The sequence below is a fragment of the Aeromicrobium erythreum genome, assembly GCF_001509405.1.
In the GTDB taxonomy this organism is placed as follows: domain Bacteria; phylum Actinomycetota; class Actinomycetes; order Propionibacteriales; family Nocardioidaceae; genus Aeromicrobium; species Aeromicrobium erythreum.
In genome coordinates this window covers 1,209,627-1,221,717 of sequence record NZ_CP011502.1, presented here as the reverse complement: position 1 = coordinate 1,221,717, position 12,091 = coordinate 1,209,627, and the positions used below count along the sequence as shown (strand labels likewise).

The 12,091-nt window shown below is 73.5% G+C and carries 13 protein-coding genes; 4 read left to right on the top strand and 9 right to left on the bottom strand.

What is annotated here, in order from left to right; translation table 11 throughout:
* Nucleotides 1–21 precede the first annotated feature (21 nt).
* Nucleotides 22–780 (bottom strand): ParA family protein, encoded by a 759-nt coding sequence (locus tag Aeryth_RS05850; RefSeq protein WP_067861414.1) that lies wholly within the window; start codon nucleotides 778–780, stop codon nucleotides 22–24.
* A 66-nt stretch (nucleotides 781–846) separates the two neighbouring features.
* Here Aeryth_RS05850 and Aeryth_RS05845 point away from each other — a divergent pair, with 66 nt between their 5' ends.
* From Aeryth_RS05845 to Aeryth_RS05830, 4 genes are read left to right on the top strand one after another with little or no spacing between them, the layout of a single operon-like run.
* Nucleotides 847–1,602, top strand: coding sequence for an SDR family NAD(P)-dependent oxidoreductase (locus Aeryth_RS05845; protein WP_067855854.1), 756 nt, complete (start codon nucleotides 847–849; stop codon nucleotides 1,600–1,602).
* Entirely contained in the window at nucleotides 1,599–2,438 is an 840-nt protein-coding gene (locus tag Aeryth_RS05840; RefSeq protein WP_067855851.1) for an alpha/beta fold hydrolase, read from the top strand. Before Aeryth_RS05845 ends, Aeryth_RS05840 begins: the two co-directional genes overlap by 4 nt.
* A complete protein-coding gene (locus tag Aeryth_RS05835) occupies nucleotides 2,435–3,055 on the top strand; it encodes a sulfite oxidase-like oxidoreductase (RefSeq protein ID WP_067855848.1) in 621 nt (206 codons plus the stop codon). Before Aeryth_RS05840 ends, Aeryth_RS05835 begins: the two co-directional genes overlap by 4 nt.
* The gene (locus Aeryth_RS05830) at nucleotides 3,052–3,783 is read left to right on the top strand and encodes an FAD-binding oxidoreductase (RefSeq protein ID WP_236749832.1); all 732 of its coding nucleotides are present in this window, start codon (nucleotides 3,052–3,054) and stop codon (nucleotides 3,781–3,783) included. The genes Aeryth_RS05835 and Aeryth_RS05830 overlap by 4 nt, the downstream gene beginning before the upstream one ends.
* A gap of 99 nt (nucleotides 3,784–3,882) precedes the next feature.
* Here Aeryth_RS05830 and Aeryth_RS05825 read toward each other — a convergent pair whose 3' ends face one another.
* From Aeryth_RS05825 to Aeryth_RS05790, 8 genes are all read right to left on the bottom strand, one after another.
* A complete protein-coding gene (locus Aeryth_RS05825; RefSeq protein ID WP_067855846.1) occupies nucleotides 3,883–4,530 on the bottom strand; it encodes a TetR/AcrR family transcriptional regulator in 648 nt (215 codons plus the stop codon).
* 30 nt (nucleotides 4,531–4,560) lie between these two features.
* Complete coding sequence (locus tag Aeryth_RS05820; RefSeq protein WP_067855843.1) at nucleotides 4,561–5,022, bottom strand: hypothetical protein; 462 nt, start codon at nucleotides 5,020–5,022, stop codon at nucleotides 4,561–4,563.
* A 461-nt stretch (nucleotides 5,023–5,483) separates the two neighbouring features.
* Nucleotides 5,484–6,308 (bottom strand): PHP domain-containing protein, encoded by an 825-nt coding sequence (locus Aeryth_RS05815; protein ID WP_067855840.1) that lies wholly within the window; start codon nucleotides 6,306–6,308, stop codon nucleotides 5,484–5,486.
* Nucleotides 6,309–6,317: 9 nt separating this feature from the next.
* Nucleotides 6,318–6,890, bottom strand: a complete 573-nt coding sequence (locus Aeryth_RS05810) for a histidine phosphatase family protein (RefSeq protein ID WP_067855837.1) — start codon at nucleotides 6,888–6,890, stop codon at nucleotides 6,318–6,320.
* Complete coding sequence (locus Aeryth_RS05805; protein WP_067855834.1) at nucleotides 6,890–7,933, bottom strand: MaoC family dehydratase; 1,044 nt, start codon at nucleotides 7,931–7,933, stop codon at nucleotides 6,890–6,892. Before Aeryth_RS05805 ends, Aeryth_RS05810 begins: the two co-directional genes overlap by 1 nt.
* Before the next feature lie 68 nt (nucleotides 7,934–8,001).
* Nucleotides 8,002–8,496: a YflT domain-containing protein gene (locus Aeryth_RS05800; protein WP_067855831.1), complete on the bottom strand. Its 495-nt coding sequence runs from the start codon at nucleotides 8,494–8,496 to the stop codon at nucleotides 8,002–8,004.
* Nucleotides 8,497–8,557: 61 nt separating this feature from the next.
* Entirely contained in the window at nucleotides 8,558–11,167 is a 2,610-nt protein-coding gene (locus tag Aeryth_RS05795; protein ID WP_067855828.1) for a DEAD/DEAH box helicase family protein, read from the bottom strand.
* A 26-nt stretch (nucleotides 11,168–11,193) separates the two neighbouring features.
* On the bottom strand, nucleotides 11,194–12,090 hold the full coding sequence (locus tag Aeryth_RS05790) for an alpha/beta hydrolase (RefSeq protein ID WP_067855825.1): 897 nt from the start codon (nucleotides 12,088–12,090) through the stop codon (nucleotides 11,194–11,196).
* Nucleotide 12,091 lies beyond the last annotated feature (1 nt).

Below are 12,091 nucleotides of genomic sequence, written 5' to 3'. Positions count from 1 at the left end.
GGGGCCCTTCGTCGTGCCGGCTCAGAGCAGGCTCTGCGCCACCTCGCGGTACGCGTCGGCGCCCTTGTGGTTCTTGTGGACGCTGAGGATGGAGCGGCCGATCGCGGGCGCCTCGGCGAACCGGATCGACTTCGGGATCGGCGGGCTCAGGACGGGCAGCTCGAACTGCTCCTCGATGGAGGCGAGCACGGCGCGGGCGTGGTTGGTGCGCCCGTCGAACATCGTCGGCAGCACGCCGGCGACCTCGAGCTCGGAGTTGATGAACTGCTTGACGTCGTGGACGGTGTCGAGCAGCTGCAGCACGCCGCGGTGCGACAGGGTCTCCGCCTGCAGCGGGATGACGACCTTCTGCGACGCCGAGAGCGCGCCGACCGTGAGCACGCCGAGCGTGGGTGGGCAGTCGATGACGACGAGGTCGTAGTCGTCGGCGACCTTGTCGAGCGCGACGCGCAGCCGCTGCTCGCGCCCGGTGCGGCTGACGAGCGCCTCCTCGGCCTGCGTGACCGTGACGTTCGACGGCAGCAGGTGCATGCCGTCCTCGGTGACGACGATCGCGTCGGCCGGCTTGGCCTTGCCGAGCAGCACCTCCCCGACGGTCACGTCGACGTCCTCGGGGTCGATGCCCAGGGAGAACGTCAGGCCGCCCTGCGGGTCGAGGTCGACGAGCAGCACGCGCTTGCCGAGCTCGGCGAACGCCGCGCCGAGGGAGGCGACGGTGGTCGTCTTGCCGACGCCACCCTTCTGGTTCACCACGGAGATCGTCGTCGTCACGCGGCACATCATGCCACCGGGGACCGCCTCGTGGCTGCGACGTCCGCCACCGTGACGACATGGCATGCTGACGACATGACCCGCGCTCTCGTCACCGGCGCCACGGCCGGCATCGGCCTGTCCTTCGCCCGCGCCCTCGCCGCCCGGGGCGACGACGTCGTGCTGCTCGCGCGCGACGAGCAGCGTCTGGAGCAGCTGGCCACCGAGCTGCGCGGTGCGCACGGCGTGCAGGCCGACGTCGTCGTGGCCGACCTGACCACCGCGGACGGACTGGCGGCGGCCGAGGCCGCCCTCGCCAGCAGCACCGCACCCGTCGACCTGCTGGTGAACAACGCCGGCGCGTCGCTCGCGGGCTGGTTCGGCACCACCGACGTCGCCGACGAGGACCGTCAGCTCGACCTGCTCGTGCGGGCGCCGATGCACCTCATGGACACGGCGATCAAGTCGATGGTCGGGCGCGGTCGCGGCCAGGTGGTCAACGTCGCGAGCGTCGCCGCCTTCACCCCGCGCGGGACCTACTCCGCCCACAAGGCGTGGCTGGTGAACCTGTCGCAGTGGGCCGACTGGCACTACGCGTCGTCGGGCGTGCGCGTCATGGTGCTGTGTCCCGGCTTCGTGCGCACGGAGTTCCACCAGCGCGCCGACATGGACATCTCGGGCGTGCCCCGCTGGATGTGGCTGAACAGCGACAAGCTCGTGGCCGCCGCGCTCGCCGACCTCGAGCGCGGCCGCACGGTGTCGATCCCGAGCCTGCGCTACAAGGTGCTCGCGACCCTGGCCCGGCACGCCCCGACGTCGCTCGTGGCCCGCGCCGCCAAGCGCGGACGATGAGCACGCCGCGCTCCCTCGACCTCCCGCCCGGCGTGGTCGCCGCGACCGTGCAGACCCCGCGCGGGCGCTTCGCCGTGCACCACGCGCAGGTCGAGCACCCGCGGGCCCACGTGCTGCTGGTGCCCGGCTGGACGGGCAGCAAGGAGGACTTCACGCCGCTGCTCCCGCTCGTCGCGGGCGCAGGATTCTCGGTGACGGCGTACGACCAGCGCGGACAGCACGAGACGAGCGCGGACGACGCCGACGACTTCTCGCTCGGTGCTCTCGCCGCCGACGCAGCCGCCCTCGCCGAGACCCTCGGCACGACGCCCGTGCACCTGCTGGGCCACTCCTTCGGTGGGCTCGTGGCGCAGACGGCGGCGATCGAGCACACCGCACGATGGGCGAGCCTGAGCCTGCTGTGCACCGGTCCCGCCGCGCTCGGCGCGAGCCCCGAGCGGCCCCTCGACGAGCTCGTCGCACGGCTCGACGGACCGGAGCCGATCGGCGACGTGTACCGCGCGCTGAAGGCGTCGAGCCTCGGCACGCACCCGCCCGAGATCGAGGCGTTCCTGCTGCGCCGGTTCGAGACGAACTCGAGGGTCGGGCTGCGCGCACTGACCCAGCACCTGCTCGACGCCCCGGACCGGGTCGCCGAGGTCGCGGCCACCGGTCTCCCCGCGTGGGTGGGCCGAGGCGCCGGAGACGACGCGTGGCCGCACGCCGTGCAGGACGACCTCGCGGCACGACTGGGGACCACCGTGCAGGTGGTTCCCGGCGCCGACCACTCCCCCGCCGTCGAGAACCCGGTGGGTCTCGCCGCTGCCTGGCTCCCGTTCCTGGAGGACCTCTCATGAGCGACGCACCCGTCACGCGCGGCTTCGTCGGCCGTCGCCGGCCCGCGCAGTCCGACCGACTCCCGCCCGGCCAGTACGACGCGGGCCGGCAGTGGCCCGTGCTCTCCGCGGAGCCGACCCCGCAGGTCGACCTCGACCGCTGGACGCTGACGGTCGACGGCGCCGTGCTCGAGTCGCAGACCTGGGACTGGTCGGCGTTGCGCGCCCTGCCGCACGCGACGAGCACCGTCGACATCCACTGCGTCACGACGTGGTCGCGGTTCGACACCGCGTTCACCGGCGTCAGCGTCGAGACGCTGCTCGACGTCTGCGGCGTCGCCTCCGACGCGACGCACGTGGTCGCGCACACCGCGTCGGGGTACACGACCAACCTGCCGCTCGACGACGTGCGCAGCGACCGCGCCTGGGTGGTCTGGGAGGCCGACGGCGAGCCGCTGACGGCCGACCACGGCGGCCCCGTGCGTCTGCTCGTGCCGCACCTGTACTTCTGGAAGTCGGCGAAGTGGCTGACCCGTCTGGAGCTCCTCGACCACGACGAGCCCGGGTTCTGGGAGCGTGGCGGCTACCACGACCGTGGCGACCCGTGGCTCGAGCAGCGCTACCAGGGGGACCCGTGAGCAGTCAGCCCGCGGGGCCCGACCCTGTCGTCGAGAACCCCGGTGGCACGGGCTGGCAGCTGGCGACGGTGCGCGCGAAGGACCACCCGACGGAGGGCTTCGTGCGGCTGCGTCTGGAGCTGCCGGACCCGGCGCCGCACCGCGCCGGTCAGCACTACGTCGTGCGGCTGCGCGCGGAGGACGGCTACACCGCGCAGCGGTCGTACTCGACGGCGTCGGCCCCGGGAGACCGGCTGGTGGAGCTGATGGTCGAGCGGATGGACGACGGCGAGGTGTCGGGCTTCCTGCACGACGAGGTGCAGGTGGGCGACACGTTCGAGGTGCGCGGGCCGATCGGCCGCTGGTTCACCTGGGACGGTCGCGAGCGCGCGCTGGCGTTCGCCGGCGGGTCGGGCGTGGTGCCGATGGTCTCGATGCTGCGGCACGCGATCGGCACCGGGAACCCTGACGCGTTGCGGGTGGTGGCGGTGGCGAAGTCGCTGGACCGCCTCCCCTATGCCGACGAGCTGCTGGCGTCGGGCGCGTTCGTGGCGCTCACGCGCGAGAACCTCGGGGCGCGCGTGGCCGCCCCGCCCTACCCCGACGAGGTCGCGCCGCTGCTCGACGACGTCGAGGCGGCGTTCGTGTGCGGGTCGGTCGGGTTCGTCGGCTACGCCACGCGGCTGCTGCGCGAGCAGGCGTTCCCGTCCGACGCGATCCGCGTGGAGCAGTTCGGCGAGACCGGCTGACCCGCCCCCATCCCCCGACTTTTGGACACTTGCGGGGCACTCGAGGTCGCCGGAGTGCCTCGCAAGAGTCCAAAAGTGGGCGGGAGTGGGGGGTGGGGGTCAGGTGCGCTGGGTGCCGCGGAGCACGCTGCGGACGGCGCGGCGGGCGATGGGTCCGAGGCCGTCGAGCAGCTCGGCGACGGGCCGCAGACGGGCGAGCGGGTCGTCGGCCGGCCGGCCCTCCCCGGTCCGGGTGGGCTCCATGAGCTCGATGCCGACGAAGGCCGACGCGGCGAGGTCGGTGAGCACGTCGGCGTCGAACAGCTCGCCCACGGGTGACGTCGCGAGCAGCCGCTCGAGCGTGGGGCGGACCGCGCCGGTCCAGAGCCCGATCGCCCGACCCGCGGCGGTCGCGAGGTCGGCGTTGCCGTGGGACGCGGCAAGGATCTGGCCGAGGACGGCCACGTTGCCCTCCTCGCGCTCGTCGGCACGCACCTGCTCGGCGACGTCGATGAGGCCGGCCCAGGTGGTGACCGCGTCGAGCGCGGGCCGGTGCCGGTCGACCCGCTCGCTGGTGAGCACGTGGCAGGCCTCGGCGACGAGCCCGTCGACGGTGCCGAAGTGGTAGAAGACCAGCGCCTGGTTCACGCTGCCGGTGGCGGCGATGGTGCGGGCCGACAGCTTCGCCATGCCCTGCTCGCGGATGGTCTGCATCGTGGCGTCGAGGAGTCGGCGCCGGGTGGCCAGCGTGCGGGGGTCGTCGCTCACGCACCGAGCCTAGCCGCGTGGTCGACGACGTCATCGACGTGCCGTCGTGGGGCGCAGCGCCTTCCGGAGCGTGTGGAGCACCGGCCAGGCGGAGAGCAGGCAGACCGGGACGGCGAGGACGAAGGTGAACTCGTTCCCGGGTCCGGTGAAGGCGCTGCACGCAAGGGCCAGTCCAACCAGGGTGACGGCGCAGACGAGCCAGGGCGCGACGTCGCCGAGCGGGCGGACGGCGACGAGCAGCAGGCCGGCGAGCAGGCCCGCCACGAGTCCGGTGAGCAGCCCGATCGGTACGGCGACGACCATCAGGATCAGCAGCATCGCCACCCCTTCGTCGAGGTCGGCGACGCTGACTCCGTCGAGGACGGCCCCGGACACCATCCAGCCGAGCACCACCCCCGCGGCCGTCACCGGGCCCCAGCACAGTCCTCCCAGCCAGACGCGACAGATCACGTCGGTGCCGGTGGGCGGTCGGGTGGTCGTCGGGGTGTCCATGCGTGCCTCCTTTTTTGAGCGGTTGCTCAGTTGAAGCATGACAGAGTTTGAGCAGATGCTCAAGAGCCTTCGTCGAGCTCTCGTCGATCTGCCGGCACGTCGGCCCGGCTCCTCGCCGGCCTGCGCTCCGAGAGGGCCTCGACCGGGCGACTGGCGACGGCGCTGGTCTGGGGTCTCGGGCTGTGGATGGGTGCTGGGGTGGACGCAGGATTCTGCGTTCGCGCGTCACAGGGCCAAGGATGCTGCGTTTGCTACGGGATCCCGTCGTGAAGGCAGAAGCGTTCGGCCTCGCCCGCGTGAACGAAGAATCCTGGGTCCCCTTTGCGTTGGGGAGACACGAGATTCTCCCTTCTCGCGGCACGGTCCACGAGAAGGGAGAACCCTTGCCGCCTTCAGCCTCCCCAGCGGTGGTTCTGCCACCTCACGAGCGCTCAGGAGGTGGCGGATCCACCGCCGAGGGGTCAGCCGAGGAGGCGCTCGTACTCCCCCGGGTCGGTGAGGTTGGCGCCGAGGTGGAAGGCGGACGACTTGCCCGTCCCGTGGTAGTCGCTGGAGCCGGTGACGACGAGGTCGAGGGCGCGGGCGACGTCGCGCAGGCCGCGGCGGGCGACGTCGTCGTGGTCGACGTGGTCGACCTCGATGCCGTCGAGGCCGAGGGCCGCCAGCTCCTCGAAGGCGTCGGCCGTGAGCACGCGGTCGCTGCCACGCGACCACGGGTGGGCGACCACCGCCTGGCCGCCGGCGTCCTTCAGCAGCCGCACCGCGCCGAGCAGCGGAGCGGCGTAGCGCTCGACGTACGCGCGGCCGCGACTGTTCAGCCAGCCCTGGAACGCCTCGTCGCGGTGGCCGATGTAGCCCTTCGCGACCATCGCGTCGGCGATGTGCGGACGACCCGACGCCGCCGCGGCTCCCGACTGCAGCGCGACGTCCTCCTCGGTGATGTCGATGCCGTGCTCGGCCAGCCGGGCGAGGATGCGCGGCAGGCGCTGGTCACGGCCCCCCAGCACCCGCTCCAGCTCCTCGACCAGGGGCGGGTGCGCCGGGTCGAAGGCGTAGCCCAGCAGGTGCACGCTCTCGCCGTGGAACGTCGTGGAGATCTCGATGCCCGGCACCACCACGACACCCTCCCGCTCGCCTGCAGCACGCGCCTCGTCCCAGCCGGTGGTCGCGTCGTGGTCGGTCAGCGCCACGACGTCGAGCCCGGCGAGCGCCGCGTTGGCCACCAGCTCGGCGGGAGTGTCGGTGCCGTCGGAACGGTTGGAGTGGGTGTGGAGATCGATCCTCACGAGGTCAGGCTAGAGGGTCGGACCGACGTTCCAGCGCTGCACCACGGGCTGGCCCCGGTCGTCGCCCAGCACGGAGTAGGTGGCGGTGTCGAGGTCGAAGATGCGCCCGTCCTGCACGGGCAGGCCCAGCCAGCGCGCCGCCAGCACCCGCAGGCTGTGCCCGTGGGCGAAGACGAGCACCCGGCCGCCCGTCGCGCGCACGCGCTCGACCACCCGGTCGAGCCGGGCCCCCACCTTGTCGGGGGTCTCGCCACCTGGCACCGGGTGGTCCCAGATGGTCCAGCCCGGCACCGACTCGCGGATCTGCGGCGTCGTGAGTCCCTCGTAGTCGCCGTAGTCCCACTCGGCGAGGTCGTCCTCGACCGTCGCCTCCGTGAAGCCGGCCAGCGCGGCCGTGCGTCGCGCGCGGAGCCGGGGACTGGTGAGCACGAGGTCGAAGTCGACGTCCGCCAGCGCGGGAGCGAGGGCCTTCGCCGTCGCCTCGCCCGCCGCGGTCAGCTCGATGTCGGTGCGGCCCGTGTGCCGACCCGCCAGGCTCCACTCGGTCTGCCCGTGCCGCACCAGGACCAGGGTGGCACCCATCAGCGCGGCACCAGGGCCCAGAGGTCGAGGTCGAGCAGCACGCCCTCGGCGTACTTCCCGTCGTCACCGCGCAGCGTCGTCGTCTCGTCGCGTCCCTTGGTGGCGACGAGCCGCAGCCGCAGGGCCCCCACCCCGGTGCCCTCCCAGGCTGCCGGGGCGGCCTTGTCGAGCACCTCCGACCAGGCGTACACGGTGTCGCCGGCGAACGCGGGCGCCACGTGCGAGCCGGCGTTGATCGCGGCGACGAGCTGCGCGTTCGCCAGCCCGTTGAAGGACAGGGCACGGGCCAGCGAGATCACGTGGCCGCCGTACACGAGTCGTCGACCGTCGGGGCGGGCCTCGGTGTTGAAGTGCACCTTGGCCGTGTTCTGCCACAGCCGGGTGGCCATCATGTGCTCGGACTCGCTGAGCGTGACGCCGTCGACGTGGTCGATGGTCTCGCCGACCGTGTAGTCGTCGAAGCGGTGCGGCTCGCCGGCCGCGGTGGTGTCGTAGGCCGAGAAGTCCAGGCCGGCGGGCAGCACGAGGTCGTCGGGCGCGACGACGTCGGCCACCTCGGGCACCACGGTCTCCGGGGCGGGTGCGTCGGCGTCACGTTTGTGCACCATGACCCAGCGCACCCAGTCGAGCGCGACCTCGCCCCGCTGGTTGGTGGCGGTCGAGCGGACGTAGACGACGCCCGTGCGGCCGTTGGAGTTCTGCTTGAGGCCGATGACCTCCGAGCTCGTGCGCAGCGTGTCGCCGGTGAGCACCGGACGGTGGAATCGGCACTCGGCGTAGCCGAGGTTCGCGACGGCGTTGAGCGAGACGTCGGGCACGGTCTTGCCGAACGCGACGTGGAACGCCACCAGGTCCTCGACGGGGTGCTCGGCGAGACCCACGGAGGCGGCGAACTCCGCCGACGACGGGATCGCGAACCGGGTCGGGTAGATGGCGCCGTACAGCGCGCGGTCACCGTCGGTGATCGTGCGGGGCGTCGCGTGCTCGATCACCTGCCCGACGTGGAAGTCCTCGAAGAAGTTGCCGGGGTTGGTCTTGGTCATGGCTCTCCTGGGTGGCGCCCCACCGCCGTCGGCGGGGCGGAGGGGCACGGCGCGGGGCCGCGGGACGGTCAGGCGAAGGGGTTCTGGCGCGCCTCGGGCAGATCGGCGATGAGCTCCTGCGCCCGCGCGCGGTGCTTGTGCTCGACCAGCACCTCGTACTTCGTGGCCACGACGCTGCTGACGGAGCTGAAGTCGCGACGGCCGCGGGTGGCGGCGTAGCCGAGCAGAGCCCAGACCACGCCGAACACGATGCCGATGCCGAGCCCGCCGACGACGCTCTGCAGCAGGGTGCTCTCGCTGCTGAAGAGGCTCAGCAGCAGGCCGACGAACACGCCGAGCCATGCGCCCGAGGCGGCACCGGCGCCGGCCACGCGGCTGGTGGTGAGTCGCCCGGTGACACGCTCGACCTGCTTGAGGTCGGTGCCGACGACGAGGAGGTTCTGGACGGGGAACTCCTGGTCGGACAGGTGGTCGACGACCTTCTGCGCCGTGGCGTAGTCGTCGTAGACGCCGAGCGACTGCGGGAACTCGAGCGTGAAGAGACCCTGGTTGACGGGAGGCATGTCGCCAGTCTAGGACGCAGCGTCCGGCTCGCCCGCGGACCTCCGACCTGCGGACGCGCGTTCAGGACCAGCTGGAGCGCAGCAGCGTCACGACGTCGAGCGGGGTGGTGCCGTAGGCCGACGTCAGCGCCGCCTCCCCCGCGGCCGACGTCGACGCGACGACCGTCGCCGGGCCGAACCACCGCGCCCAGGCGTGCTCGAACGCGCGGCGCCGTGCGACGTTGCGCGCCAGCTCCGTCGGCACGGCGTACCAGGTGCGCGCCACAGGTCGAGCACGGCCGAGCAGCACGCGCCAGCCCGTGCCTGCGGTAGGCGGCGGCGCCTGGTGACGCGCGACCAGCCACCGAGGCGCGACGAGGGGCCCCAGCAGCTCCTCCAGGAGGTCGACGAAGGTCGACGCCGTGGCCGCATCGGCGTCCAGCTCGAACCGATACGTGCCGGTCGCGTCGACCACCGCACGCACCCCCACCGCCCCGGGGCCGCCGAGACCGCCCTGGGACATGGCGTCGGCCACGACCCACGCGTGGGCCGCGAGGCCCGGGTCGCGGGCGGCCTCGCGCGCGGCGTCCCACGGCTCCAGCCGTGCGGAACGGCCGGTGGACACGACACCGTCCTCGCCGATCCGCGCCCATGGTGGCTCGGGTGCGGGCATCGTCGCGGGTTCCGCGCCGTCGCTCCGCCCGACGTCGTCCGGGCGCACGCGGATCGCTCGCCGGACCTCGTCGCGGTACGGCTCGCCGACGCGCCAGCGGGCCCGCACGACGTCGCGCTCCCCAGCGCGTTGCGTCATGTCGAGCGCGACGACGTCGAACAGGTCGGGATCGGGCGGGACGAAGGGCGAGAAGCGGGCGTCCACGTGCGCGACGCCGGAGACGACCTGACCGTCGTCGTCGACGCCGAAGTAGCCGTCGTGCTTGCGCACGAAGCGGCGCCAGTCGGAGTCGCCGCCCGGGTGCTCTGGGGCGACGCAGACGACGCTCCACGTCGTGGCGACCTTGTCGGGCCAGGTCGGGTCGGTGCGCAGCGCCCGACCGCGCGTCTGGGTCACGGCCGACGTCGTCGACGCGGTGGACAGGTCGACCAGCGTCGAGACCCGCGGCGCGTCCCAGCCCTCGCCGAGCAGGGCGCGGGTGCCGACGAGCACGTCGCAGTGGCCGTCCTGGAAGGCCCGCGTGACCAGCGGCGTCCACCGTCGGCTGGTCCATGGGCCGACGAGACGGTGGAGCCGGTCCTCGGCGCCCTCGAGCGGCTCGGTGCGCAGCTCGAGGTCCGGGGCGATCCGGCCCAGCACCTCGACGAGACGCCGCGCCGTGGCGTCCCCGGCCGCGACGGTGCGTCCGGTGAGCAGCACCGGCTCGAAGCCGCCGCCGAGGAGGGCGTCCATGACCTCCAGCGCCGACCCGTGCTCGGCGGGGGCGTCGCGGAGCACGAGTGACGACGTGGGTGAGGCTCGCTCGTGGTCGCAGACGACGACCGCGCGCAGCCGCTCGCCCAGCGCGTCCCGCTCGGCCTGCAGCACCGCGGCGGCCGCCCGCATCTTGCCGGCGCTGCGCGAGAGCACGCGGTCGACCGGGGACCCCGCCCCGCTGACCCCACGCCGCGTGACGCGGAACCCGATGCCGGGCATGGCCCGGCGCAGGTCCTCGAGCACGCTGCGGTCGGCGTCGACGTCGCTGCGGGCGAGGCAGCCGCGCACCCAGTCGTCGACGAGCCGCGCCCAGTCCTCGGCGGTCAGGTCGGTGCGATGCTGCTCGCGCAGGACGGCGTCGCGCGGGAGGTCGAGCAGGTCGGCGTGCACGAGCCGGAGCACCGCCGTGGCCAGGGCCGGCTCGTCGCGCTCGAACGTGGTCCACGGGACGGGCAGCTCGCCGATCCTCCGGTCGAACCAGGTCAGCAGCGGCACGGAGCCGTACCCGGGGCTCAGGAGCTCCGTCGTCAGCTCGGCGAACCGCACGGCCGACGACGCGAGCCACGCCTCCTCCTCGGCGGAGGGCCGCACCAGCCAGGCCAGCTCCGCGAACGGGGCGAGGTCGCCCTCGCGGACCGCCGCGGGGATCGAGGCCTGGTAGGCGAGGTCGCCGAACAGCTCCTCGACCTGCTCGGCCTGTCGACGGGTGAGCACGCCCGGCGGCGTGGCTGTGAGACCGAGGACCAGCACGTCCTCGAGCGGGTCGAGCACCTCGCGCAGCAGGGCGCCCCAGGTCTCGAGGAGGTGGTGGCACTCATCGAGCACGACGGTCAGCGGACCGGCCTCGCGCAGTGCGGCCACGAGCGCGCGTCCGTTCTCGTGCAGCCGGTCCACGAGCGGACCCGACCCACCTGCCGACGCCTCCGCGTCGTCGTCCTCGTCGTCCGGGGAGAAGGTCGCGATCGCCTGGTAGGTCAGGACGGTCACGTCGGCGGCGAGGTCGCGCTCCGGGCTCGCGGGGCCGACGCCGTAGCGCGCCCAGGTCGCGATCCACTGCGCTTGGATCGCCGTGTTGGGCGCGAGCACGACAGCCCGACGCCCCTCGGCGGCGAGCCGTCCGGCCACCAGCTCCGTCCCGAGCACGGTCTTGCCCGCGCCGGGCGGCAGCGACACCCAGGACCGGCTCCGACCGGCAGCGCGCGCCTGCTCGACGGCGGCGAAGGCCTCGGCCTGGAAGCGGCGCAGCGCGAACGGGCCGGTCATGCGCCCATCATCGCGCTGCGGTCCGCTCAGGTCGCCGGGACGTGCCGCTGCAGGAACGCGAGCTCGTCGCGGACCGTCGTCTCGAACTCCTCGCCCACGTAGATGTCGAAGTGTCCGGTGTCGCGGCGCACCACCTCGCCCTGCGGCGCCTTGGCGACGTGCTTGAGCGTCGCCCTCGCCGGCGCCACCGTGTCGCGCTCGCACACGACGAACAGCGCCGGGCAGCGCAGCCGCCGCGCCTTCGCCCCGGGCCGGCCGAGCGCGATGTCGAGCGCCACGCGGGCGGCGACCTCGTTGCGGAAGGTCGAGCCCTCCTCCACCAGCGCCAGGTAGCCGGGCACGGCGTCGGGGGCCGTCATCAGCGCGACCGTGCCCGGCTCGCCGGCCAGCGGGATGCTGCGGGGGCGACGCCCGAACCAGCTGCCCACGAGGTCGCGGACCGCCCGCAGCGTCACGCGCAGCGACGTGAAGGGGGCGACGGCCAGGCTGGAGGCCAGCCCGTCGGTGTAGGGGCACTGCGACACGACGGCCGCGATCGTGGGGTCCGCGGCGCCCACCGCGATGACGTGCCCGCCGGAGAACGACGAGCCCCACAGCACGGTGCGGGCGGCGTCGACGCCCGGGAGCGTGCGCGCGAAGGCGACCGCTGCCGCCCAGTCCTGGCGCTGACGGCGGACGGACAGCAGCTGGCGCGGCTGTCCGTCGCTGGCCCCGAAGTGGCGGTAGTCGAAGACCAGGCAGACGTACCCGGCGTCGGCGAACCGCTCGGCGAACGCGTCGAGCCGCATCTCCCGGACGCCGCCCAGGCCGTGCGCCATGACGATCACAGGTCGAGCCGCTCCCCCGTCGCCGTCCGGCCGATAGAGCCAGGCGGCGACGGAGGTGCCCTGCGACGCGAACGTGACGTTCTCGCGCACGCTCATG